This is a genomic window from Actinoplanes sp. CA-252034 (assembly GCF_050956125.1).
GTDB lineage: Bacteria > Actinomycetota > Actinomycetes > Mycobacteriales > Micromonosporaceae > Actinoplanes.
This window is the reverse complement of sequence record NZ_CP191846.1, coordinates 1,114,424-1,140,209: the sequence shown is the minus strand read 5'-3', so window position 1 is coordinate 1,140,209 and position 25,786 is coordinate 1,114,424. Positions and strand designations below refer to the sequence as shown.

Annotated in this window: 15 protein-coding genes; 4 read left to right on the top strand and 11 right to left on the bottom strand. The window is 69.2% G+C overall.

Translation table 11 applies throughout. The annotated features are described in order from the left end of the window. Nucleotides 1-13: 13 nt before the first annotated feature. On the top strand, nt 14-1,675 hold the full coding sequence (locus ACQPZW_RS05275; protein WP_433793705.1) for a BTAD domain-containing putative transcriptional regulator: 1,662 nt from the start codon (nt 14-16) through the stop codon (nt 1,673-1,675). Between the two features lie 216 nt (nt 1,676-1,891). Here ACQPZW_RS05275 and ACQPZW_RS05270 read toward each other — a convergent pair whose 3' ends face one another. The 8 genes from ACQPZW_RS05270 to ACQPZW_RS05235 form a co-directional block, all read right to left on the bottom strand. Then, complete coding sequence (locus tag ACQPZW_RS05270; protein WP_433793704.1) at nt 1,892-2,395, bottom strand: hypothetical protein; 504 nt, start codon at nt 2,393-2,395, stop codon at nt 1,892-1,894. After that, nucleotides 2,396-12,829, bottom strand: coding sequence for a LamG-like jellyroll fold domain-containing protein (locus ACQPZW_RS05265; RefSeq protein ID WP_433797428.1), 10,434 nt, complete (start codon nt 12,827-12,829; stop codon nt 2,396-2,398). Continuing rightward, entirely contained in the window at nt 12,772-13,431 is a 660-nt protein-coding gene (locus ACQPZW_RS05260; RefSeq protein WP_433793703.1) for a hypothetical protein, read from the bottom strand. The genes ACQPZW_RS05265 and ACQPZW_RS05260 overlap by 58 nt, the downstream gene beginning before the upstream one ends. A gap of 174 nt (nt 13,432-13,605) precedes the next feature. Continuing rightward, nucleotides 13,606-14,175, bottom strand: coding sequence for a hypothetical protein (locus ACQPZW_RS05255; RefSeq protein WP_433793702.1), 570 nt, complete (start codon nt 14,173-14,175; stop codon nt 13,606-13,608). Between the two features lie 63 nt (nt 14,176-14,238). Further along, a complete protein-coding gene (locus ACQPZW_RS05250; protein ID WP_433793701.1) occupies nt 14,239-14,838 on the bottom strand; it encodes a GTP-binding protein in 600 nt (199 codons plus the stop codon). Beyond that, a complete protein-coding gene (locus ACQPZW_RS05245) occupies nt 14,819-15,130 on the bottom strand; it encodes a DUF742 domain-containing protein (protein ID WP_433797427.1) in 312 nt (103 codons plus the stop codon). The genes ACQPZW_RS05250 and ACQPZW_RS05245 overlap by 20 nt, the downstream gene beginning before the upstream one ends. A gap of 64 nt (nt 15,131-15,194) precedes the next feature. After that, nucleotides 15,195-15,614: a roadblock/LC7 domain-containing protein gene (locus ACQPZW_RS05240; RefSeq protein ID WP_433793700.1), complete on the bottom strand. Its 420-nt coding sequence runs from the start codon at nt 15,612-15,614 to the stop codon at nt 15,195-15,197. Next, entirely contained in the window at nt 15,615-18,428 is a 2,814-nt protein-coding gene (locus tag ACQPZW_RS05235; protein WP_433793699.1) for a sensor histidine kinase, read from the bottom strand. A 340-nt stretch (nt 18,429-18,768) separates the two neighbouring features. On the opposite strand from ACQPZW_RS05235, the gene ACQPZW_RS05230 reads away from it, so the two are divergent. Together ACQPZW_RS05230 and ACQPZW_RS05225 are read left to right on the top strand one after the other, a co-directional pair. After that, complete coding sequence (locus tag ACQPZW_RS05230) at nt 18,769-19,380, top strand: hypothetical protein (RefSeq protein WP_433793698.1); 612 nt, start codon at nt 18,769-18,771, stop codon at nt 19,378-19,380. A gap of 13 nt (nt 19,381-19,393) precedes the next feature. Further along, entirely contained in the window at nt 19,394-20,266 is an 873-nt protein-coding gene (locus ACQPZW_RS05225) for a hypothetical protein (RefSeq protein ID WP_433793697.1), read from the top strand. 58 nt (nt 20,267-20,324) lie between these two features. Here the strand turns inward: ACQPZW_RS05225 and ACQPZW_RS05220 are convergent, their stop codons facing one another. Both ACQPZW_RS05220 and ACQPZW_RS05215 read right to left on the bottom strand, forming a co-directional pair. Continuing rightward, entirely contained in the window at nt 20,325-20,750 is a 426-nt protein-coding gene (locus ACQPZW_RS05220) for a hypothetical protein (protein ID WP_433793696.1), read from the bottom strand. 216 nt (nt 20,751-20,966) lie between these two features. Continuing rightward, nucleotides 20,967-23,090 carry a M48 family metalloprotease gene (locus ACQPZW_RS05215; RefSeq protein ID WP_433793695.1) on the bottom strand — a complete coding sequence of 708 codons (2,124 nt, stop codon included), beginning with the start codon at nt 23,088-23,090 and terminating at the stop codon, nt 20,967-20,969. A gap of 91 nt (nt 23,091-23,181) precedes the next feature. On the opposite strand from ACQPZW_RS05215, the gene ACQPZW_RS05210 reads away from it, so the two are divergent. Further along, entirely contained in the window at nt 23,182-24,453 is a 1,272-nt protein-coding gene (locus tag ACQPZW_RS05210; protein ID WP_433793694.1) for a cytochrome P450, read from the top strand. On the opposite strand, the gene ACQPZW_RS05205 is transcribed toward ACQPZW_RS05210, so the two are convergent. Continuing rightward, nucleotides 24,416-25,720, bottom strand: coding sequence for a family 20 glycosylhydrolase (locus ACQPZW_RS05205; RefSeq protein ID WP_433793693.1), 1,305 nt, complete (start codon nt 25,718-25,720; stop codon nt 24,416-24,418). The genes ACQPZW_RS05210 and ACQPZW_RS05205 overlap by 38 nt on opposite strands. Nucleotides 25,721-25,786 lie beyond the last annotated feature (66 nt).

Here is a 25,786-nt window from a genome sequence, read left to right as displayed (position 1 = left end):
AGGGGTGAGCCGGATGAGCGAGGTGGTGGGCGAACCGCTGCGGTTCGAGATCCTCGGCTCGATCCGGGCCTTCCGGGACGGCCGGCAGCTCGACCTCGGCCCGGCCAAACAACGAGCCGTCCTCGCTGTCCTGCTACTGAATCCCGGCAGACCGGTCCCCACCCATCGCATCGTCGACGCGGTCTGGGGCGACGATCCCCCGGAGAACGGCACCAACGTCGTCCAGAAATATGTGGCCGGTCTCCGGCGGGTGCTCGACCCCGACCGGTCGCCGCGCACCCCCGGCGAGTTGCTGGCGCTCACCGACGGCGGGTATGTGCTCCGCGTCGGGTCCCTGGACGCCGAGGACTTCCGCAACGGGGTCGCCCGCGCCGCCGCCGAACACCGGTCCGGTCATGTCGAGGAGGCGGCTCGGATCGCCAGGGCCGCGCTGGATCTCTGGTACGGGGAAGGACTCGCCGGGCTCAGCGGGCCCGTCTTCGAGTCGGCCCGTAACCGGCTGACCGAGGAGCACGCCACCGCCTGGGAGTCGTGGGCGGCGATCGAGCTGTCCCGCGGGGCATTCGGCGAGCTCGTCTCCGAACTGTCCCGTCTGGTCCAGGAGTTTCCACTGCGTGAAGGGCTGCGGGCGCAGCTGTTGACCGCGCTGTACCGCAGTGGACGGCAGGCCGAGGCACTCGCCGCGTTCCGCGACGCCCGGGAGTACTTCCTGGATGAACTGGGGGCGGAGCCGGGCGAGCGGCTGCAGGAGATCCACCGGAGGATCCTGCGCAACGAGCCGGTCAACGGCGGCGCCTCGGTTGTTCCTACCGCTCCTTCTCCTTCACCTTCGCCTCCCCTCGCTTCGGCTTCTCCTCCGCGGCTTCCGGTCGACACCGCAGCGCCGGCCCCCTCTCCACAGGCTCCGGTCGACACCGCAGCGCCGGCCCCCTCTCCACAGCCTCCGGTCGACACCGCAGCGCCGGCCTCTCCTTCACAGCTGTGGCCGGCCGTGCCGCAACAACTCTTCGGGCCTCGCCGTCACGCGCTTCCCTGGGCCGAAGTGGTCGCCGCGACCCTGCTGCCGATCATGACGTGCTCACTCGGCAGCTGGATCTACTTCGCCTATGCCGCGGTCCAGCGCCGCACCTGGCGCGAGACGATCACCGCGATCGGCTATCTGACCGCCGTCCTCACGGTCATCACTCTCATGGCGATCAACCCGAGTGATCTCGACAGCGATGATTTCAGCGGCCAGGAGGAAGCCGGCATCCTGCTCGGACTGTTCGTCATCGTCACGGCGACCGTGTACGGCGCGATCCTGGCCTCCCACCCCGGCGACAATCGCCATGACCGCGCGCGGCGGGATCTGGCCCGACAGTTCGCTCTGGTCGACCCCGAGGGCGCCCGGCGAGCCGGCGTCGGCCGCCCGGACCTCATGCGGCACTTCGACGACGGCGGCCTAGTGGACCTCAACCATGCGTTACCGCAGGAGATCGCCCGGCTGCGGGGCATCACGCCGTTCCAGGCCCACCGGATAAGCATGGACAGGTACACCAACGGCCCCTACCAGGATTCCGGCGACCTGTCACAACGCGGCCTGCTTCCGGAGAGAACCCTGCGCAGCCTCCGGCCGTGGCTGATCTGCCTGCCCCCGACACCGGCACCCCGGCAGGCCCCGCATCCCCACGGGTGACGCTCTGCCGATCTTGCTTTCGCCTTGACGGCAACAATCCAGAACGGCCGTCGAGCTGCTCCCACCCTCGGCGGATAGCTTTCAAAAGGTCGACATAGTCCCGAGGGTCATCAGGAATATGCACGAGGACATATCGGTCGAATCGGCCCGCCCCGTAGACGCCCACGAGCGGCGCTTAGAATGAAATGCTCGACCACGTCGAACCGCCGCATTTCGTCAGAGGTACTCCGAGAACTCGTGACGATAGGCCTCGAACCTGTCTCGGTCGGTGTCTATCTCATCGAGGATGTCGATCAAGAAGTCGGCATTGAACTTGGAGAGACGCGCATACAGAGTCCAAATTCCGTCTCGCGCTCGCTGCACACATCTCTCGACCAGATCAAAATTTCCCAAGTCCAGTTCAGAACGATGCGGCTCACCAAGAATTATGCCATGCAGGGCGTTTAGGAACTCACTCTCCACCCAATTTGGAAGATCTTCCACATATGCCGCCAGCATTACATCCAATGCAGGTAGCGCCACCTCGTAAACCATCGACTGCACCTCGAGACGATATTCCAGGCTGAAGCCCGCAGCCTCCTCCGCGCTTCCTGCATCGAGAAGTCTTTGAAATACGTCCGGAATGCTTGGACCGCTCGAAACCGGTGCACGATAAGCGGCCCAGTCATGTCGTCTGACTTCGATCCTTGCAGCCTTCGCCCTCATGAACGCTCGCTCCAACTAGTGAGAGTACAATGCCCCGGGAACAACATTCTCTTCCGGGATTATGCTAGAGCAAACCCTACAGATCGGCATCTCCTCCCACGACTTCTCACCGTTGGGCAATTTTTGATATGCCGCAGCTCGATTGAAAAGGGTATTCTCCATACCCCAGCCAGTCTTTTGCAGGATATTTATCTCGGCACAGTTACCGGCACCTGAACAGCCAACTGCAATCTCCCCGGTCCGAGTGTTTATCGCACTCGTCCAAGTGCGCGTCTTCCCGGTCTTCAGTGGTTCACCGGCAGCATCACGGAGCGCGTTGCCGTCGCTCACTCGCGACTCAACAGCCCAAGAACCACTTGGAGCGTGAACATTTACTGGCGGATCGAAGTCGCCCACTGGCCCACGTGTGCCGGTCACGCATTTCTTGGGAGTATTGTTGTTGTGTACCAAGACCGGCTTGTTGCCGGCGAGTACGTAGTACGTGTGGATGTCGTTGACTGTTAGGTCATCCATCCACTTCAGGCCGGTCCAGACCTTTATGGACGTGACCGTCTGTGTGGCCTCGCCGTCGGGGCTGCGGAGCTTGTCGCCCGCCTTGAGGTCGGCGGCGTCGGTCCACTCCTCAGTGCCGGCGTTCCAGAACGGGTGGTTCGCGGTCGCCTTCAAAGTCGACGACCTACCGTTCTCGTCGGTTACCGTCACGTCGGTCAGGTCGGTGTCCTGATGGTGGTGCAAGACGCTGACCGGCTTCCCGGTCGTCTCACCGGTCTCCGGGTCGGTGGCCAGCACCTCGTCACCCAGCTCGACCTCACCGATCGGCTTCGTGCTCTCGTCGGCCATCACCACCCGGGTCTCCGGGTCGAAACTGTGACACCGTGACCGGCCACCGGTCACCGCACCGATGGCCGCACCCGTAGCCATCGCGTCAGCCGTCTGCCTCCAGTTGACGCTGCCCGTCGTCGCGTACTGCGACGCCGCGTCCTCCACAGCACCGGAAACCGCACCGCCCGCCGCGCCGGCGGTCACCCGGCCCAGGATTCCGGCGCCGAGCTTGCAAGCCACGAACCCAGCAGCCTTACCACCCAGCGCGGCGCCGAGACCGCCGGTCACCGCCCCGATCGTGCCGCTGATCGCCGCCCTACCGATCGACGCGCCCAGATCCGACAGGCTGTGGATGTCACCGACCATCGCGTCCTTGGCCACATTGATCGCGATACTGGCCAGCACACCACCGACCGGACCCAACGTGGCCACCGCGGCCACGGTCGCCACCATCGCGACCGCCGCGATGATCGTCTTCTTGTGCTTCTGGACGAACTTGACGGTCTTCTTGGCGGCATCGTTGACCTTCTTGACAACCTTCGCCGCCGCCCGGATCGTGCGCTCCTTCAGCGCCGCACCCTTGCGCTCGTACTCCTTCTGCTTCTTGACCTGCTGGCGGTAATGCTCGTTGGACTTCTTCGCGGCCTTCTTACGACCCGCGTCAGCCTTCTTCGCGACGCTGTTCAGCCCCACCTTCTTGGCCACGACGGAGACACCGGCCAGGGTGTACTCCGCAGCCTTGTACGCGTAGTTCGCGGCCCGGTGGTACTGGTAGGAGGCGTAGCTGCTGGCGTACGAGTAGGCCTGTGTCGCGTAGGAACCGACCGAACTCGCCACGCTCGACACCTTGTTCGAGACCGTGTTGTAAGCCCGCGAGATCGACGAACCGATGCTGCTCAGGCTGAGACTGAGATGACCGCTCGGGTCGGTGTTGGTCAGCGGATTCGCGCTGCCGTAGGCGTAGCGGTTGGCATCCACCGAGGACGGCATCGGGCTCACCGACAGGGTGTCGCGGCTGTCGAACTGGCCGGTGCCGGTGTTGTACCAGCGTGCGGCCATGTTGACCCGGCCGGTCGCGGTCTCGGTCCACTCCGACTGGTAGCCGAGGCTGCCGAGCAGGCCGCTCGAACTCTTCACCGCTCCCAGCGGGTCGTAGACCGCCGAACCGGTCAGTGCCGATCCGGTGGCGGTGAACTGGCCGACGACGTCGTCGTGCAGGTCGGTCCAGACCAGGCGGCTCTCGGTCTCGGTGGCCGTGCCCACCACATCGTTGCCCGGGTCGCGGACGTACTTCGCCGTCGCGTCCGCCGCCAGGTCGTTGCCGGCGCCGGTGTACGAGAAGCCGGCCTGCAGCGCCCGGCCCAGAGCGTCGTACTCGTACGCCTTTCGCAGACCACTGCCGTACGTCTGGCTGATGACCTGGTCGAACGCGTCCGACGTGGTGGTTTGGGCGCCGGACGCGCCGGTCACCGTGGCCAGCGTGCCGCGGGCGGTGTACGTGTACGCGACGCCGTTGGTGTCGCTGACCAGACGGTTGCGCGCGTCGTAGGTGTAGGTGGTCGACCCGTTGCCGGTCCGGTTGCCGGACTTGTCGTACGTGTAGCCGATCGTGGTGTTGCCGTTGTTCCACGAGGTCAGACGGTTCGCGTCGTCGTACTCGTAGGTGTTGGTGACGGTGGCCGCGCCGAAGCCGGTGGTGGTCTTGGACGTCTCGTTGCTGTTGGCGTCCCAGCCGTACGAGATCTTGCCGATCGTCGTGCCGCCCGGGGTCTTGAGCTCATCGTCGGTGACCCGGTTCAGACCGTCGTAACCGAAGTGCCGGGTGTTGCCCGTCCCCCCGTAGGTGACCTTCTCGACGTTCGAGTCGGCGTTGTAGCCGACCGTGAACGAGGTGCCCGCGGTGTTGTTCACCAGCGTCTTCAGGCGGGCGGCGCCGTCGTAGCCGAACGCGGTGACCCCGGCCGCGTCGGTGCGCTGCGCCAGCAGGCCGTCCCCGGTGTAGGCGAACGACGAGTTCCCGGACGGGCCGGTCATCTCGGTCGGCAGACCGCGGTCGTCGTAGGTGACTGTGTTGGTGCCACCGGGGGCGGAGAACGAGGTCATCCGCCCGGCCAGGTCGTAGCCGAACGTGCGGGCGGTGGTCGCCGCCGCCGCGCCGGTTCCGGTCTGCTCCTTCAGCGAGCCCATCTCGTCATAGCGGTACGTCTGCACCACATCACCGGGCGAGCGGGCGGTGACCGCCCGGCCCGCCGCGTCGTAGGTGATCGTGTACGTGCGGTCGGCCTCGGTGGTGTAGGCGTTGGTCACCGGTTCGACCGTCGACACCGGCAGGTTCCAGGCGTTGTACGTGGTCCAGAATGCGTTGCCACGTCCGTCGGTGAACCGGGTCCGGTTGCCGTTCAGGTCGTAGCCGAAGGTGGTGGTGATCGCGTCGGTCGCGCTGATCGGCTGGCGCTGGGAGAGCACCAGGCCGGTCGGGTCGTAGGTGAACGACGTGACCTTGCCCTTGCCGTCGGTGCTCTTCACCACGTTGCCCGCGGCGTCGTACTCACTGCCGGTGCTGGTCAGCGGGTTTCCACCAGAGGCGGCGTAGGCGGCGGTCAGGACCGGCCGGGACAGCATGTCGTACGACATGGTCTGGTAGGCGCCACGCGGCTGGGTCACCTTGACCGGTCGGCCGAGACCGTCGTACTCGGTCCGAGTGCTCTGTTGTGCGCCGTCAATGCTGACCAGCGTCTCGCCGAGGCTGTTGTAGGTGAAGCTGCTGGTCACCTTGTCCGGGCTGGTGACGCTCGCGAGCCGGCCACTCGGGTGGTAGGCGTACTCGGTGGTGTAGGGCGTGCCGGTCTGCCGGACCGCCTGCGTCGACGTCTTCTTCCGGCCCAGGAAGTCGTAGGTCGCCGCGCTGACCGCCCCGGTCGGACCGGTGTTCTGCAGGAGTTGCCCGGCCGCGTCGTAGACGGCCGTGGTGACACCGCCGTTGGGCGCGACCGTCTTGGCGAGCCGCCCCAGTTGGTCGTAGGTGTAGCTGGTGACGTTGCCGAGGGCGTCGGTCGACGTCTTCGCCTGGCCGAGGGTGTCGTACTCGACCGAGGTCACCGGCGTGATCGTGGTGTTGTCCGGTTTGGTGTACGTAGCACCGCGGGTCTCGTATACCCGGCCAGCCCGGTCGTGGACGTAGGTGGTCCGGTTACCGTGGGCGTCGACGATCTCGGTCCGGTCGCCGAACGTGTCGTAGCCGACGAAGGTGACCGGCCGGGCGGTGACGGTGGTGACGCCGGTCTCGGTGAGCTGCTCCGCTGTGACCGGGGCCGCGGTGGTCACCGCGGGGCGGCCCGCCTCGTCGTAGGCGATCTCCGTGACGTTGCCGAGCGGGTCGGTGGTCCGGGTGACCAGGCCACCCTCGTCGACGTTGTAGGTGGTACGCGAGACGCGGGCGGTCTGCTCCGGTGCGGCGCCGTTCTTGATCGCCTGCACCTGGGCGCTCGACAGCGCGCGCTGGTATGCCCGTACGTCCGAGATGGAACCGACGATGCCGGCGTTGCCGTGCTGGGCGCCGATCCGAAGCGTCGTGGCCGCCAGGTTGAATCTGGCCGTACCGGTGATCGTCGCCTCAGCGACGCCGTTGACGTAGAGCACCACGTTCTTGGTGGCGGGGTCGACGGTGACGGCCAGGTGGGTCCAGGATCCGACGGCCGGCGAGGTGGTGCCGTCGCCGGTCGCCCAGGCGATGCTGCCGTCGACGTTCTCCGCGGCCACGGCGATGCGCCACCGGTCGGTCGACTTCTGGTACTTCAGCTTGAACGGGAACGACTCGCCCCGGCCCGGCAGCACCGCGACAGAACCGTCGGCGGACTTGCTGCCCAGCTTCACCCAGCCGGTGATGGTGTACGGCCTGGTCGTGTCGACCGCGTTGGTGGAGCCTGAGTCCACCGAAGCGGCGCCGTCGAAGGTGGCCACGGCTCCACGGGTCGCATCGGTCGTCCAGTTGACGCCGGCCGCGGTCAGGGTGGTGTTGCCGGAACTGTCCGCGACGGTGTTACCGGCGGTCTGATCGAGCTTCCACCGGGCCATCGGCGTGGTCGCGGGGTCGCCGTTGTAGTCGGTCTCGGACAGCATCCGGCCTTCGGCGTCGTACGCATAGTCGGTGATCGACAGCGCGCCGCCGGTTCCCTTCGAACGGCTGGAGCTGACGATGTTGTCGTCCGGGGAGAAGTCCTTGGTGGTCACCCGGTTCTCGCCACCGACGTCGAGGGCCGTCTTGACCTGACGTCCGGCCGCGTCGTACTCGAATTCCGTACGGTTGGTGCCGTTGTCGGTCACCTGCACACGCAGGTTGCCTGCTGCGTCGTACTCGTTGCGCTCCTGGACGAAGGACTCGCCGCCGTAGCTGACGGTGATCGACGCGGTCAGGCCGTTGTCGGTGTAGGCGTAGGACGTGGTCCGGCCGATCGCGTCCGTCGTACTGGCCAGCCGCCCCGCCGGGTCGTACTTGCGGGTCTCGATGGGAAGGTCGACCGGGGCGGACGGGCTGTTCGGGTCGCCGGTGAAGCCCTTCATCGTCTCGGAGAGGACGTTGCCCTCCGCGTCGACCTCGAACTCGGTCACACCACCGTCGGAGTCGGTCTCGGTGACGATCTGGCCGTACGCGTTGTAGGTGAAGCTCGTCGCCTTGCCGACGGCGTCGACGTGCGACTTCCGCTGCCCTCGCTCGTTGTAGACGACCGACTGGACCCGCGGCACGTCGCCACCCTTGGTGTCCGCGATGGTCTGCGACGTCATGTTGCCGTCGGCGTCGTAGACGTTCGTGATCAAGGGGGCGTGCACCGCGTTGGTGACCCGGTTGACGACCTCGCCGTCCTTCTGAGTCAGCACCCGGCCTTGGGTGTCATAGGTGTACGCCGTCGTCCGCCCGCCGGCGAGGGTGGACGTGGTGACCTTCTCGGTCAGTTTCCGGCCGAGCCTGTCGTAGGTGTAGGTGGTCGTCTCACCGGCGGGGGTGACGGTCTTCGCGATGTCACCGCTGGCGTAATAGTTGATCACCTGCACGCCACCGGCCGCGTTGACCACCCGGACCGGCAGGCCGGCCGGGACGAAACCGGAGTCGACGGCCGTCACGTTCCCGGCGCCGCTGTAGGTCGTGGTGGTGGTACGCCCCAGCGGGTCGGTGCTGCCGAGCGGGTTGCCCTTGGTGTCGTAGCTGTAGGTGGTGCGGTACCGGGTGTCGCTCTTGGTCTCGGAGCGGCCGTCGAGGCTCGCCGTCAGCACGTCGTTACGTGGGTCGACCGGGTTCGAGGCGTTGAGGTAGTACTCGAAGTAGTTGCTGGAACAGCGGTTGGCCGACTGGTCCTGGCAGGTGATCTGCTGGATCGTGTTGCCGCGTTCGTCCTGGACGTTCTGGGTGCGTACGCCGTTGGGGTCGTAGACGAGACTGCCGAAACCGCCGGTGTCGTAGCCGTACTTCGTGATGTTGCCCAGAGCGTCGGTCTCCGCGACCGGGCGGTTGTTCACCAGGTCGTACGAGTAGGTGATGGTCTTGTTGCCCGGGTCGGTCACGGTGACCGTCTTGACCGGCATGGTGATGGTCTTGATGGTGGTGTCGACCGTGGTGACGGCGACCGGAACGGTCTGCTTGCTCGCCGCCCACTGCGCGTCGACCTGCTCGGCGGTCAACTCGGAGGCATAGAAGGCCGCATCGGCCAGGGAACCGGTGAAGTAGGAGGTGACCGCCGGGGTCAGGCCGGACCAACCGCTGCCGGTGAGGCCGGCGCCGAGATAGGCGTACGGCTGGGGGCCGGGGGCGGAGGCGACCGAGGCGGTGCTCCAGGTGGCCTTCACGCCGTCGACGTACAGGCTCTGGGTGATTCCGGAGGAGGCCAGCACGGCCTGGTGCCACTTGCCGTCGTTGACCGCAGTGGTGGAGACGAGCGACATCGTCCACTTCTGCGAGTTGTTGCCGGTGCAGGTGTTGATCTGGAGCTGAGTGCCGTTGGTGACCGAACCGTTCGGATCGTCCAGGCACTTGCCCGAGTTCGGGTTCCGCAGGCCGCCGTTGTACTGCTCCCAGACCTGAGCCGCTGAGTTGTTGCATGTATAGAGCTGGACGAGAGTGCCGTTCGCGGTGCCGGAGCTCTTCACGTCGAGGCATTTGCCGAAGGCCCGGACGGTGCCGTCGGTGTTGAGTGTCCAACTCTGCGGCAGAGTGTTGTTGCACTGCCACGCCTGCACCTTGGTGCCGTCCGGGGCAGCGCCGTTGGCCACGTCGATACACACGCCCTCGATGCCCGAACGCAGCGGACCGGTCGGTGTGGTGGACGGCGCGAGGCCGCGAAGCCGCCCGTCCGCCCCCACCCAGAGAGTGGGCAGGCCGGGTGTTGTGGTCTCACCGAGGGCGCCGGCCTGAGTGCCGAGCAGCACCTTTCCGGTGGCCGTGGTCTTGAACCAGAGGGCAGCCGAGGACGCGCCGCCCGGCGCCACATTGGGCGGCAGTGTCACGCTGGATGTCGCACCGTCGAAGGTAGCCGCCGTGGAGTCTGCGAACGGTCCGTTCTCGCCGAGCTTGACCCCGCTGTAGGTGGCGATGTCGCCGGCCACCTCGTTCACCGCGTCGGTGGTGTCGGCCTCGATCTCACCGAGCCGCCAGTAGTTGACCGGCTTGGCCCCGAGAACCGAGGCGGCAAAGACCTCGCTGCTACCGGTGATCGTCGGCTTGCCCATCGTCCAGGCGCCGCCGTTCTCGTCGGTGACCGACGTGACCTGGCCGGTCACGTTGCTCACCGCGATCTGGGCCTGGGTTCGCTGCTCCGGTGACGTGATCCTGTCGATCACCGAGGAGCCGGTCTGCGAGATCGAGCGCAGGGTGGCGACGTCGCCGGCCGTCAGCGTCTTGGTGAAGAAGGCGACGTCCGCGATGTTGCCGTTGAAATAGCGGGCCGGAGCCGCGGCCACGCCGGTGTCGGCGTGGTCGGGCCAACTGCCACCGATGAAACCGGCACCGATGTACTCATACGCCGAGCCGGTGGTCTGGAAGAGCCCGATCGTGCCGGCCAGCGAACCCACCGGATTCCCGTCCAGGTACATGATCTGGGAATTGCCGGCACCGGAGAGCACGACCTGGTGCCACTTGCCGTCGGTCACCGTCGAGGGCGACTTGAGCGGACTGATCGAGTTCTGCCAGAGCTGGCCGCGCAGGAAGCCGTTCTTGTCGACATAGAGGGCCGGTACGTAGTTGCCGGTCGTCGTGCCCGCGCTGATCGGCGATCCGCTGTAACTGAACAACACTCCGTTGGCCGTGGTGGTCCGGAACCACATGCTGAGCGACTGGTACGAGCCGTCATTGACCAGCTTCCCGGGCAGCTGCAGCGACGAGGAGGTGCCGTTGAACCCGGCCGAGGTGGCGCCGGAGCCGGCGAATGCCGCCGGACCGCCGAGGGTCACATCGCGGTAGATGCCCTTGTCGACACCGGCGTTGGTGAGGACGCTGCTCTCCGCAGAGGTGCCGGAGGCCTCGTTCAAACGCCAATAGGAGTACGGGTTGAGGTTCAGGGTGGCGTTCGCGAATTGACTGTTGGTGTTCGCCCAGCTGTAGGTGGTGCACGCCGACGTGGTGCCGGGCGGACAGACACTGGTCAGACGGTCGTCGGTGCCGTACCCGTAGGTCCAGGTGTAGCCGCCGGTCCCGTCGGCCGGGGCGTCCGTCGTCACCGATTGCACGTGGGCCGCGCCCACTGTCGGAGCCGCGGTGGCCGCCCAGATCAGGCTGAGTTTGCGGCCGGTGGAGACGTTCCGGATCGCCGATACCCGGCCGGCCGAGTCGTAATCGAAGGCCAGCTGCCGGCCGTTCGCGTCGATGATCGCGGTGATGGCGAAGATCCCGGAGCCCGCGGCCGTCTCGCGCCCGAAGACATACTGGGTCGCGTCCTTGTCGGTCAGGGTGTAGCCGGTGCTCTGTGCGGCGAATACGGCGTACCGGCCGGACGGCGGGGTGAAGGTGCCGTCGGCGTTGCGTCCGAATGCCACTTCCGCGCCGGTCGGATAGGTGACCACGACGGTCTGTACCGCGCCGGTGGTGTCCTTGCGCTGGGTCGCCTTGGTGTCGAGGATGCTCGACCAGCCCTGCCCGAAAGCGCCCGACCGGCGGGTGTCCAGGCTGTTGTAGCTGCGGGAGATCTCCAGCGCCGGACCTATACCGGTCACCTGGGCGTCCACGGCTGAGGTGGTGTAGTTGCCGTTGTTCGGGTCGAAGCCGGCGCCCGGGTTCTGGGTCAGATCAGAGGTCAGGCGTGGTTGTGGTACCGGGGTACTGAACGCGTATGCCGCCGATTCCGCCGAGGAACCGACCCTGTCGCCCACCCTGACCGTGTAGTAGTAGGTGTTGTTCCAGGTCAGCTTGCCGGACGGTATCTGCCAGGCCGGACTGCTCAGTGCGCCGGAGGAGGCCACCGACGTGCCGGCGCTGTTGTAGACGTTGTAGGTGTAGGTCAGACCCTTCGCCGGGTAGGCGTCGGGGTCGTGCGCACGGGTCACCATCTGCGGCGTCAGGGTCTCGACGATGGTGTTGTTGGCCGGGTACCGCGTGTCGACCTGCGGCACGACATTGTTGGCGTAGGTGATGCTCAACTGCGGGCGGTAGGTGCCCGAGCTGTACCGCATCGAGGTGAACCGCTTCCAGGCGTACGAGTCGGTTCCCGCTGCGACCAGCGAAAGACCGTAGTTGGCGCCGCCGGAGGACCAGTCGTTGAACGTAGCCACGTTCAACGGCACAGTGATCCATTTGCCGATGCTGCGTACCGACCCGGTGTTGGTGCAGGCCGGACCGGGATCGGTGACGTTCAGCCAGCCGATCGAGGACGAACCGACGTCCGGGCCGGGGAATGTGCTGTTGGACAGGGCCGTGGTGGTCCACGGCTCGGTCACCCGGTACACGTAGAAGGGCCGTGCGACGTCACACGAGTACTGCCACGTCAGGTAGAGCTTCAGGCTCGCTGAGGTGACCCGCCTGCCGTTGAGCCCGTTGTTGTCGAAGTTGTCGAATCGCAGGAAGGACCGGGCTTTCGTGGTGCCATCGTCGTAGGTGCCGATGGGCAGGTTGTCACCGGCCTGATCGCCCGCCGAGGTCTTGTTGTCGTTGTCGACGTACACGTCACCGGTGTCCACGGTGGTGACCGTCGGGTCGACCCGAACCGGATACACGCGGGCCGGATCGTTCAGCCAGGTGCGATCGGCAACGACTCGGAGTGCCGGTGCGCTGTTCAGCGTGGTGAGGCTCATCTGCACGGCCGACGAGCGGGTCATGTCGCCGGACCGCGGGTCGAACCGGGAGTCGGTCATCGACCCGGGCGGGAACAGCGCCTGGACCTTACCGGTGGCGTCGACCAGGTCGATGCCACCGTTACCGGTCTCGCGCGGCGTGAGCCCTTCAAGGTGAAGCGGAAAGACCCACTCGTTCGCCGCGGCGGGCGAGTCGAGGACCATCGTCTCCTTGACCCCGCCGGTGAAGGTCTGCAACTCCAGATCGGTACCGGGGAGGACATCCGGGTAGGTCGCCGTATTGTCCTGCACCACCGGTGTCACCTCGGCGGCGCCGTGCAGGTCGTAACCGACCGAGAGGCCCGCCGGCAGCGCCATCTGCACCAACGGATCGGTATCGGCGCTGTCCGTGGCCGCGGTGGTAGCGGGTGTCCGAGTCTTATCGGAGTCGGCTTCGACGGCCGGGACACTCGCCCGAGCGATACGTCGAGGGAGTTCGCCCGCATCTTCCACCGGTCGCCCGAGCGCACCAGGTCCGGGTCGATGGTCTGCCAACTGCCGTCCTCGGCCCGGTAGTTGGCGCGACCGGCCGAGTAGACCCTGGTGACCGAGCCGTCAGCGTTGGCGTACTGATCCATCGTGGCCTTGGAGGAGCCGGGCTGCCGCCGGCTGGTATCGGCGTCGAAGCCCTCCCGGGTCGGATCGGTCACGACGGTCTTGGTCGAGGCGTCATGCGGCTGGAAGCCGTCGAGACCGCCGGTGGCCTTGCGAGGTGCCCGGCCGGCACCTCCGTTCGCCATGGTGGCCGAGGACGGCACGTATCCACCGTTGCCCGGATCCTGGCGCTCCTGCGCCGGCAGGCCGGTGACCGCGGCCAGCGCCCGCGACATGGTGAGCCCTCGGGTGAGCCAGCTGAGCGGGAATTCGCCGCCGGCCGGAACGACATCGGGTGGAACGGCGACAGAGAGTCCGACGACCACCGCTGTGACGACTGCGCCACGCCGGGACCAAGACATCACGAACTTACTCCCCCGTGTACGGAATCGATCACGGGGAGTATTGATGCTGATGATCAAGCCGTCAATGGATCAAGATCGAGCCTCGACAACGGATCGATAACGAAAGCAGCAGAAAGGTTTAGATGCCAGAACTGTTCACTCGGAAGCCGCGAGCCGGTCACCGACCAGCGTGGATACGGCTCCCTGCAGATCCGCGTCGTCGACTCGGGTGACATTGCTCTCCAGCGGCTTCGGACCTCCGACGACCGCAAAGGATTGTTGCGAGTAAGTGCCCGCTGCCGCGCGGACGGCCTCGTCGGCTACCCCGGGCGCGGCGACGATCAGCGCACATCGGCCGAGGACGAAAGTACCCACGAACGTCTTGGCGTTGTCCACCGTTTGATCACCGCTGACCGCCAGATAGCGCACCTGGCCATGGGTCCGCTCCGATGCGGCCTGCATCCCGGCCCACACCGGTGCGGCCTTCTCACCGGTCACGCCCTGCGCGTCGGTCAGCAGACAGGCGGTCGCGTCCCGATACTCCCGCGGCCGCGGCTCCACCTCCGGCGACGGCCACAGATACCACCCCAGCAGCCCGATGACCAGGATCGCGGCCACCCCTCCGACGAGGGCAGCAGTCCGGGCGCGACTCCACACCAGTGGCGTGCGCCCACGCTTGTTCTTCAGCGAGCCGCGAAGCCGCTTGTCAATCCGTCCACCGAGCACGCCGGAGATCGTAACGGCCGGGCCCGACCGGGCAAGCCCGCTGACCGGTCCTGATTTCCTAGGTCAGCGGGCTGCAGCGGCGGCCAGCTGGCGGCGGGCGACGTACTCCACAAGCTCGATCAGCACGTTGCGGGCGGCCGCCTGGTCGCGGGCGTCGAAGAGGACGACCGGTACTCCCGGATCCAGGTCGAGAGCGCGGGCCACCGCCTCCGGGGCATGCTGGTGCTGGGTGTCGAAGCAGTTCACCGCCACCACGAACGGAGTGCCGCGCTGCTCGAAGTAGTCGATCGACGGGAAGCAGTCGGCCAGCCGACGGGTGTCGGCCAGCACCACGGCGCCGAGCGCGCCCTGCGACAGCTCGTCCCACAGGAACCAGAACCGGTCCTGCCCCGGCGTGCCGAACAGGTAGAGCTGCAGGTCCTCGGTGATGGTGATCCGGCCGAAGTCCATCGTCACCGTCGTGGTGGTCTTCGCTTCCACGCCGGAGACGTCGTCGGCGCCCTCGGCTCCGGTGAGGACCTCCTCGGTCTGCAGCGGCCGGATCTCACTCACCGATCCGACCATCGTGGTCTTGCCCGCCCCGAAGCCACCCGCGATGAGGATCTTGAGGGCGACGGGAATGCGCGACGATCCGCCGTTGCGGTCAGAGCGCACGGAGTCCATTGACAACCGCCTTGAGTACGTCGACGTCATGCGGCTGCGAGGCAGCCGGGGGTTCGTACAGCGAGATCAAGCCCGCTGAGCGTAGATCACCGAGGAACACCCGGACCACGCCGACCGACAGGTCGAGCTGAGACGCCAGCTCGACCACGGAGATCGGCTCCCAGGCCGCTGCCACGATGGCATGGTGCTCCGGCTGCAACTGCGGACCGGAGGTGAGGTCGGGCACGGTCGCCACCACGAACGCGACGAGGTCGAAGTCGCAGTCCGCCGGGGCGACGCGTCCCCCCGTCATCGCGTAGGGACGCACCACCGGGCCCGCGTCGTTGTCCAGCCAGTCGTGATTCACACGCGGCTGCTCAGTAGACGTCGGACGGTGTGAGCACCGTCCGTTCGGGGGCGGCCATCGTCTGGCCGACCCGGGTGACCAGCATCGCCATCTCGTAGGCGATCAGGCCGAGGTCCGCGTCGGCCGAGGCCAGCACGGCCAGGCACGCGCCCTGCCCGGCGGCGGTGACGAAGAGGAAGGCCTCCTCCATCTCCACCACCGTCTGGCGGACCGGACCGGCCTCGAAATGCCGGCTCGCCCCCTTCGCGAGGCTCTGGAACCCGGCCGCCATCGCCGACAGGTGCTCCGCGTCCTCCTGGCTCATCGCCGCCGAGGCGCCCAGCATCAGGCCGTCGGCCGAGAGCACCACGGCCTGCTGGGCGGTTGGCACGCGTTCGACCAGGTCGTCGAGGAGCCAGGTGAGATTCGCGCTCTGCTTCGTCTGTGCCACTTATGCGTCCTTCTCCAGCATGGGGTTCTCCCCGGGACCATCGGCGTGATCGCCGTTCACGCCGGCCTCCGGTCCGGATGATGCGTTCTCCCCGCCCGCCGCGGAAGCCGCGGAAGCCGGGAGACTGACGGTAGCCGCATCGGTGATCGTCGCGTCGCCAGGCTGCGCGGCGTGTCCGTCGGCCTCGGTACGGGCCGCATCGGCGCGGCCACGGTTGGTTCCGGTCTGCAGGGCGCTCATCAGTGAGCGCGCCTTCTCGGGGCTGCGGGCCGGGCCCCTCGACTCCGGCTCGACGACCGGCTTGCGCAGCTGCGGAGCCAGGTTCGCCTGCCGGACCCGGCGGGGCAGGCCGTCCTCGCCGATGATCTCCCCGGTGGTCTCGCCGGGGATCTCGGCGGTCCGTCCCCCGGCCGTCACCGGGCTGGTCGGCGCCGGTGCGGGCGGCGCCTCCGCGGAGACGGGCGGCACGAGGGCGGGCGGCAACGCGATCACCTGGGTGACCTCGGCGGGATCCGGCTCCACCTCGGTGGGAGCGGCCGGCGCTTCGGCGGGCGCGGAGTTGCGCGGCACCGAGCGGGGCGCCACCGGCAGCCCCGCGGCCAGCTCGCCCAGCACGGCCGGGTCGACCGTCCGGTCCGCGCCCGCGGAACCGTTCACCGCGGGCGTCGGCAGCGTCGGCTTGCGAACCCGCCGCCGCTGCACCAGGCCCTCCGCGCTCAGCTCGGCCGCGACCGTGCTCGGCGCCGGACCGGTGATCTCCGGGGCCGTCCGGTGGTGGCCGTTCAGCGACGGGGCCTCCACCGGCGTCGCGGCGATCGCCGGGATGTCGTCCGGTGCGGGACGGTGGCCGGTGGTGACGATCTGCGGCAGCTCGCCACTGCCACCGGACCAGGACGGCGGAACGGGCATGCCACCGGCCGGCGCGTCGCCCGAGCCGTCGAAGCCGGCGACCAGCTCTCCGGGGACCAGCACGATCGCGGTGATGCCGCCGTACGACGAAGCACGCAGCGAGACCCGGATGTTGTGCCGCTGAGCGAGCTGGGCCACCACGAACAGGCCGAGCCGGGCGCTGTCCGCCGGGTCGAAGTCGGGTGGCTCCACCAGGCGACGGTTCGCCTCGTCGACCGCCTCCGGGGTCATGCCCAGGCCACGGTCCTCGATCTCGAGGGCGTACCCGTTCGGCAGGATCTGGCCGGTGACCTGGACCCGGGTGTGCGGTGGAGAGTACGACGCCGCGTTCTCGATCAGCTCGGCCAGCAGGTGGATCACGTCGCCGACGGACCGGCCGACCAGCGCGGACGAGGCGATCGCCCGGATGTCGACCCGCTTGTAGTCCTCCACCTCGCTGATCGCGCCCCGCACGACGTCGATCACCGGGACCGGGTTGCGCCAGCCACGGCCCGGGGCCGCCCCCGCGAGGATGACCAGGTCCTCGGCGTGACGCCGCATGCGGGTGGCGAGGTGGTCGACCCGGTACAGGTCCTCCAGCTCCCGCGGGTCGGTCTCCCGGCGCTCCATCTTGTCCAGCAGGGACAGCTGGCGGTGCAGCAGCGTCTGGCTGCGGCGGGCGATGTTGAGGAAGACCTCGTTGATGCCGCGGCGGACGTTCGCCTCCTCGACCGCGGACTGCACGGCCGTACGCTGCACGTCGTTGAACGCCCGGCCGAGCTGGCCGATCTCGTCCTGGCCGTACTCCAGCGGCGGCGTCTCCGCGGCGACGTCGACCATCTCGCCGTGCCGCAGGCGGCCGACCACCGTGGGCAGCCGCTCGGAGGCCAGCTCGATCGCGTCACGCCGCAGCCGGATCAGGCGGCCCACCAGCGAGCGGCCGAGACGGACCGAGACGTAGACCGAGAGACCCAGGGCGATCAGGCCGAGCAGGGCGGCCAGACCCAGCTTGCCGAGGATGTCGACGGCGAACGGGGTGGCGTCCTTGGACACCTGCGAGATCGTGCGCTCGCCGAAGAGCCGCAGCTCCTGGGAGGCGTAGTCGTACGCGTGCTGCCACTCGGTGCCGGAGACCGGGGGCGCGCCGCCCGCGTAGTTCTGGGCGAGCAGCTTGTTCTGCAGGATGTCGAGGTCGATGAAGGTGGGGTGGATGACCAGCCGGGCGTAGTCGTCCTGCGAGCTCTCCGGCATGTCGGCCACACCGGAGCGCAGCAGGTAGCGCTCGACGCCGATGTACTCGATGAGGGTCTCGCGCGTCTTGTTGTCGATCCGCCCGCCCGCGTTGGCGCCGGCGAGCAGAGCGTCGATGCGGCTCAGATACTCCAGGCCGCGGAAGGCGGTGATAAGGCCACGGACCTCCCGGTCCACCCGCTCGTTGAAGAAGACCGCGGCGGTACGGAAGACGTCGAACCCCAGCTCGATGATCGAGTCGTACTTGTTCGCGAGGTAGAGGAAGCTGGTCTTCCGCTCGTCGACCTCCTGGCGCAGCGGGCCCAGCTCGTCGACCTTGACGAGAAGCTCCTGGACCTCGACCCGCAGATCGCCGGTCATCTCGGTGTCGGCCGCGGCCCGGCTGAACTCGTCGATGATCCGGTCGGTGGTCTCCCGCTCCCGGCCCAGCTCGGTCTTGGCCGGGCGGGTGGTGGCCTGGTAGATGGCCGAGAAGTGCCGCTCCCGCTGCAACTGGGCGATCAACCGCAGGCCGGGGTCACCGAGCTTCTGCACCGCGTCGCGTGCGTTGAGCAGGGTGAAGGCCGGGCCGGCGGTGACCGCCGTCGCGAAGATCCAGATCGCGAGCAACGCGGACAGCGGCACCGCGACCATCGCGATGATCTTCGAGCGAATCGACCAGTTGCGGCTTCTCATCAAGCTCCGCCAGAGGGGTTCGGCAGGGAACGATCAGCGGACCGCCCGTGGCACCGGCCGCCTGAGAACGGGGGGAACGTCCGGTACGCCCGTGGCGAGCGCTGGCAAAGAATACGTAATGACGTCCGTCTCAGCTAGTTCCCGGGCTCGTCCGAACCCTGCCGTCTCTCCTGTTTGTCCAGCCAGAACGGCACACGATCTTTTTCTCATCGATCGTCGGTCTTACGACACTGTGCGCCCGCGCACTGCCCGATTACGACCCTGGTGCGCGTTGTTCGCGCGGACGGGATTGGCGCGAGGTGCCGGATGGGAATACAGGGACCGAAGAAGGAGGAACCTGATGTCCCCCACCGCCATCATCGTCCTGATCGTCGCCGCGCTGCTGGTGCTGGCCGCGATCGTGTTCGGTGTCCAGGCCGCGCGCCGCCACCGGCTCCGGCAGACCTTCGGCCCCGAGTACGACCGCGTGGTCGCCGACACCGGCAACCGCACCGAGGCGGAGAAGGAACTGCTCGAGCGCACCAAGCGGCACGCGCAGCTCGAGCTCAAGCCCCTGTCCGCCGAGTCCCGGGCCCGTTACTCCGCCGCCTGGGAAGAGGTCCAGATCCGTTTCGTCGACGACCCGAAGGAGGCGGTCTCGACCGCTGACGAGCTGGTCACCCGACTGATCGCCGAGCGGGGCTACCCGACCGGCGACTACGACGAGCGCCTCGCCGACCTGTCCGTGGAGCACGCCGCCACCCTGGAGCACTACCGCTCGGCGCACGACATCAGCCGCCGCAGCCGGGACGGGGATGCCGAGACCGAGGACCTGCGCCAGGCGCTCGTCCACTACCGCGCGCTCTTCGCCGATCTGCTCGGTGAGGACCCGGTCGCGTACACCACCCCGGCGCCGCGGCCGGCCGCCGAGGACACCACCCGCCCCGACACGACCACCGAACCCAGCCGCTGAGGAGGCACCGACGATGCGCTTCTTCTCCAACGAGGCCCAGGACAACGTCGACGACAAGACCGACCGCCCCACCGACCGTGACACCACCGACCCCGACACCACCGCGCCCGTGCCGCAGCAGCGCGCCGGCTCACCCTGGCAGCACGACACCGACCCGGCGCCGCAACCCACCGCGGTCGGCACGTCCACCGTGGGCGACGACCCCGCCGCCACCCGGCCGGACGACGACCCGGACCGTACCGACCGGCTCCCGGACGCCGCGGACGCTGCGGACCGGACCGTCGCGTTCAGCGACGGCGTGACCCGCGACCGCGACGACGCGCCGGCGCCGAAGCACACGCTGCCCGACGACACGACGCCCAAGCACAAGCTTCCCGCCGACGCGGACGACGGCAAGGACACCGACGGCGACGTGAAGGACGGGGACCGGACCGGAGCAGAGGTACGCGAGGACGACGCCACAGTCGACTCCGCTCTGGAGGACCGTGGCACCTTCGACGACCCGCACCTGACCGAGGACCACAAGGACGTCACGGACCTGACGAAGGACGACATCGATCCCGCTCCGGAGATCGGCGCCGATCCGACCCCGGTGGTCACCCCGGCAGCCGGGACGACGGCCGAGCCGGGCGCGCTGCCGTTCTTCCCGACCGCCGACACCCAGCCGCTGCGCGACCGCTGGCGTGACGTGCAGCTCCGTTTCGTCGACGACCCCAAGGGCGCGACCGGCGACGCGGCCGGGCTCGTGGACGAGGCCGTGGACAAGCTGTCCCAGGCCCTGCGGGACCACCGCGGCTCGTTCGCCAAGGGCACCGACGACACCGAGGCCCTGCGGGTCGAGCTGCGCAGCTACCGCGACATCCTGGACCGCCTGCTCGGACTCTGAGCACCCGTGGAGAGAGGGGGGAGCCGTCGGCTCCCCCCTCTCTCCATGCGGTCTTGCGCTAGGCGCTCGCCGACGGCGAGACGGACCCGCTGGGCTCGGCCGACGGCGACGTCGAGTCGCTCGTGGAGGGCTCGCCCGTCGGGGTGGCCGACGGCGACACCGAGGGCGAGGCCGGCGGCGGGGAGGGCGGCGGAGGCGACGGCGGCGACACGATCCGGGTCACCTCGGTGGCCACCGGCGACGGCCGCACCGCGGTCTGCGAGGCGCTGGGGCTGAGCGGGGTGTACACGTAGGTGCTGAGCGGCTCGTCGTCGTCCGGGAGGTCGCCCGCCCCGGCCCCACCGAAGTCCATGTCGGCACCGGGGAACTGCTCGTCGACCGGTGCGGGGCGCTGACCGGGCGCCAGATCGACCGCGCCGATCTGGGCGCCGAGCCACAGAGCCGGCCCGAGGCCCACCGCGAGTATGGCTCCGAAGAGCGCCAACGGCCCTCGTTCCATGACGGACCCTCCCCCGCTTCGCCCGACGATCGACCCGCTCCGTCCGGAACCATGCCTACCCATTCCGGACGTACGTGAAGCGAACAGATCGCTGAGTCTCAGTGTGACCCGAAGTGACGTGTTGGTTGCTCATCCGTCGCACACGCGACTACGTTCACTTTCGGGTACGGGCCGGACCCCGACCGGGTTCAGTCGATCACCTCATCGGGTCCCGGCGAGGAAGGTGACCGTCTCCTCCCAGGCCGCCCAGCCGCCCGGCAACTCGTCGGTGTCGAGGGCCGATCGCAGGCTCAGCTCGCCGCCGGCGCGCATGCCGAGCGTCCAGCCCTTGCGCCGACCGGGCACTGTGGTCACTCCCGCCACGTCGGCGAACGCGACGAACCGTCCGCCGCCGGGCAGGGCGGGGTCGGCGGGCGTGGCAAGACCGTCACCCGCCGGGGCGGCGGCCGGATCACTCTCGGGCGCCGCCATTCCACCGATCGGCACACCGTCGGCGGCGATCCTGGTCAGCCGTCGTTTCGACTCGGGGCCACGGCCTCTCGGCAGCCCCGGCACCAGCAGCAGCCCGAGATCGGTGATCAGCACGTCGGTGCGCGTCCCGTCCGCCGACAGGTTGACCAGTCCGCCGAGGACCCGGGCGCGCGCCGAACCGGGCCGGGACGCCGCCGCGGCCAGGTCCACGCCCGCCTCGATCAGGTAGGCCCGGACCGCCTCGGTGGTCTCCGGATCGGCCGCCGCAGCCGCCAGCTCGGCGAGGTCGAGGTAGGTGCCGTCGTCGCCGACCACCTCGGCCGCGCCGGTCCAGCTGTGCCGCCAGCGGGCCACGCCGCTGCGCAGGGCGGCCAGTGCCAGCATCAGGGCGAGCAGCTCCACGATCCGGGACGTGGTCTCCTCCGGCGGCGCCTTCGGGAAGACCGCCTCGGCGGCCGTCCGCAGCCGACCGTCGGCGGCCAGCGTCAGCAGCTCACCGGCATCCGGCACCGGGTGTCCGACGGCGCGGGAGATCGCGGTCAGCGCCGCTTCGGCCTCCCGTTCCATCTCGGAGGTGCGCGCCACGCTGAGGCATTCGTCCCAGCTGACCACGGTTCGCCCCTGGGACGGGAAGGCGACGGCCTGCAGCGCCCGCCCGAGCGCCGGAAGATCGGGCACCAGATCGTCGACGGTCTTCGCCTCGGCGGGGCTCTCCCGGGCGGGCTCCTCCCCGGCGGATCGCTGCCCGGCGGGTTGCTCCCCGGCGGGTTGCTCCCCGGCGGGCCCCTCCTCGGTGGGTGAGAGCGAGACCACCGGCGCGGACGGCGCGAGATCCGGTCCGGGCGATGCGGCAACCGCCGTGGCAGAAGACGTGGCGGACGCGACCGACGAGGTCGCAGGAGCAGCGGGAGAGGCCGCTGGGGACGACCCGGCGGTCAGGGCCGCGATGCGCTCGGCGAGGGGCGGATGGGTGTCCCACGGCCCCGACGGCTCCGGGTCCCGGGCCCGCAGCATGGTCATCTCGGTGGTGCGGGCGGCCAGCACCCGCAGCAGCCCGCCGAACACGTCGTCCGGCACGAACCCGGCCTGCCATCCCGGCCCCACGTACTCGGCGTGGAACAACCGCTGCATCCCGGCCAGCGCGGGCAGGTCCCGCAGAGCGGCGACGGTGGCCTCGGCGCCGGCGTGCTCCGCGGCGATCCGGTCGGCGGCCAGCTCCTGGGCCCGGCTGAACGGCGCGTCCACCCGGCGGTAGAACCCGGCGTACATCCGCAGCACGATGCCGGCCGGTCCGCGCCGGGAGATCCGCGGCATGGTCCGGCCGACCGCGATCCGGCCGCGGTAGGCGAGCGGCGCCCACCGCCCCAGCGCGGGCGATCCGTGTGCCAGCTCGTGCGTGACGACCGCCGTGAGCATGGCCGGCTCGAGCGCCTGCAGCAGCGGCAGGCCCAGGTAGAGGTCGCGCCGCCCGCCGATCACACCGAGCAGGTGGGTGCGCTCGCCGAGGGCCACGGTGGCGTCGGCGACCACGGTCACCCCGGCCGGGGCGGTGACTCCGGCGGCCTTCGCGGCGCCGTCGATCATCGCCCAGAGTCGGGGCGCCTGGTCCCGGCCGACCGCCACACCTGCCGGGGTGCGGTGCCGGGTGTGCAGGGCACGCCACGTCGCGTACGCCAGGGTGCCGAACGTGGCGAGGCTGAGCGGCACGCCGACCCGTAACGCGAGGGAGCCGGGCAGCAGCGAGAGCACCGCCCCGAGGGCGAGCAGCACGGCGGCGAGCTGCGCTCCGGCGACGACGAGGAACCCGGCCAGCGCGGCGGCCGACCGCCCCGCCCCTGGTGCACCCTTGCTCAACCCGCGCTCCTCCCGCCCGGTGGGCCACCAAGAGTAGGGCCAAAACGCTGGGTAACCGTTTCGTGCCTGTGCTGTGGGTAATAGGTCGGCTATGGCTGACCTCGATCAGACACTGGCCGTCGCCCTGAAGGGGTACGCGTGGCTGCCGGATCTTCGCCGCCGGGCCGGTGGCGGGCCGGTGCGGACCCGGGTGATGGGACAACCGGCGGTGGGCATCTGCGGATCCGCAGCCACCCGGTTCTTCTACGGCGCCGGAAACCTGGAACGGCACACCGCGCTGCCCGGTCTCGTGGTGCACACGCTCTTCGGCGCGGGTGCGGTGCACACCCTGGACGGCGACGATCATCGGCGGCGGAAGCCTCTGTTCACGTCGTTGCTGCTGGGTGACGGGATCGACCGGCTCGCGAAGATCGCCGGCGAGGAGTTCGACGCCGCTGCCGACACCTGGCGGGGTGGACCGCCGGTGCGCCTGCTCGACGAGACGGCGCGGGTCCTCGCGCGTGCGGTGTCGCGCTGGGTGGGCGTACCCCTGGAAGATCGGGAGATCGCGGCTCTCGCCCGGGACTGCACGGCGATGGTGGACGGCTTCGCGACGGTGGGTCCGCGCACGGCGCGGGCGCTGGTGGCGCGGCAGGTGTGGGAGCGCCGGCTTGCGAAGATCATTTCGGGGGTACGGTCGAAGCCGCCCACCACGAGCCCGCTGTCGGTGGTCGCGCACCACAGCGACGCCGGTGTCCCCCTGGACCCGCGGACCGCGGCCGTCGAACTGCTGAACATCCTGCGCCCGACGATCGCCGTCGCCTGGTTCGTCGCCTTCGCGGCGCATGCCATGGACATGTGGCCGCGTCACCAGTCCCGGATGCGGGCCGGTGACGACGACTACACGCTGGCGTTCACGCACGAGGTGCGCCGCTTCTACCCGTTCGCGCCGTTCCTGGGCGGCCGGGCGACCCGTGACCTGTTCTTCCAGGGCGAGCCGATCCCGGCCGGGACCCTGGTGCTGCTCGACGTCTACGGCCAGAACCACGACCCGGAGCTGTGGACCGACCCGTACCGGTTCGACCCGGACCGCTTCCTCGGGCGGGAGATCGGCGAGTTCGAGCTGATCCCGCAGGGTGGCGGCGATCCGCGGACCGGCCACCGCTGCCCGGGCGAGAAGATCACGATCGCGCTGCTGGGCACACTGTCACGCCGGCTCGCCGAGCTGGACCACTACCTGCCGCCGCAGGACACCGGCATCAGGCTGTCCCGGATCCCGGCGCTGCCCCGGGACCGGATCCGCTTGGTCGTGCCGGAGCACCGGATGCCGGCGGCCGTGCCCGCGGTCAGTGCCAGTCGATCTCCGGTGAGCGGTGGAAGTTGACCCCGTCGGCCGTCCAGCGCGGCCCGAAGGCGGCCAGCCGCTCCCGGAACGACGGCCAGTCCCGGCCGTCGCGCGGTGACCAGGCCACCTCGGCCACGGCGGGCAGCCGTGGAAGGGTGAGGTAGCGCACGTCGTCGACGCTGCGCAGGGTCTCCGACCAGAGGGGCGCCTCGACACCGAGGATCGCCTCCTCGCCGACCCCGGGCAGGCGTTCGGCGGGGTCCCAGTCGTAGGCCCGCTCGACGCCGAGGTGCCCGGCCCAGTCCAGCCCGAGCGGGGTATCCGAGTCGTACTTCATGTCGAGGTAGGTGCGGTCGGCCGGGGAGATGATCACCCGGCGGCCGGACGCGGCGGCCCGGGCCACGGCGTCGTCGGCGGGCTCGATCCGCCAGTACTGCACGACCGCGTCCTCGGGCAGGTCGACGGCGGCGATCTCGTGCCAGCCGATCACGCGCTTGCCGAACCGGCCCGGGATCGGGAGCACCCGGTCGAGGAACGTGCGGTAGTCCTCCGGCGGCGTGGACAGGCACTCGTCACCGCCGATGTGCAGGTACGGGCCGGGGGTGAGACCGGCGACCGTCTTGAGCACGGTCTCGACGAAGGCGTACGTCTCCTCCTTGCCCGCGACCAGCGAGGAGTAGCCGACCTCGGCGTCGGTGCGCGGCGCGACCGGCTGCCCGTCGGCGGTCAGCTCCGGGTAGGCCACGTGCACCGCGTTCACGTGGCCGGGCATGTCGATCTCGGGGACGATCGTGACGAACCGCTCGGCCGCGTACGCGACGACGTCGCTGTACTCGGCGAGGGTGAGGAAACCCGGGCCGGCCCCGTCGACGCCGGTGCCCGCCCCTCCGCTGACCTCGGTGAGCCGGGGCCAGCCGGGGATCTCCAGTCGCCAGCCCTGGTCGTCGGTGAGGTGCAGGTGCAGGTGATTGATCTTGAACTGGACCAGCAGGTCGACGTGCGCCTTGATCTCGGCGACGGTGAAGAAGTGCCGGGCCAGGTCGAGCATGGCGCCGCGGTAGGCATACCGCGGATGGTCCTCGATGACGCCGCCGGGCAGCTCGGTGCCGAACTGGAGCAGCGTCTGCACCCCCCAGAAGACGCCCTGCGGGGAGCCGCCGGCCAGGGTCACCCCGGTCGCGGTGATCTCCAGCCGGTACGCCTCGGCGGCGAGCGACTCGTCCAGCGCCAGGACGATCGCGCCGTCGGGGGCCGTCGACAGGTTCAGATGCGCGGCGACGCCTTCGAGAAGAGGCGGGGCGCTCACCGCCGTACCGCCGGGAATGATCCTGAACGATGCGGCCGTGACCGGCCGCACCGAGGCCGGTCGAGG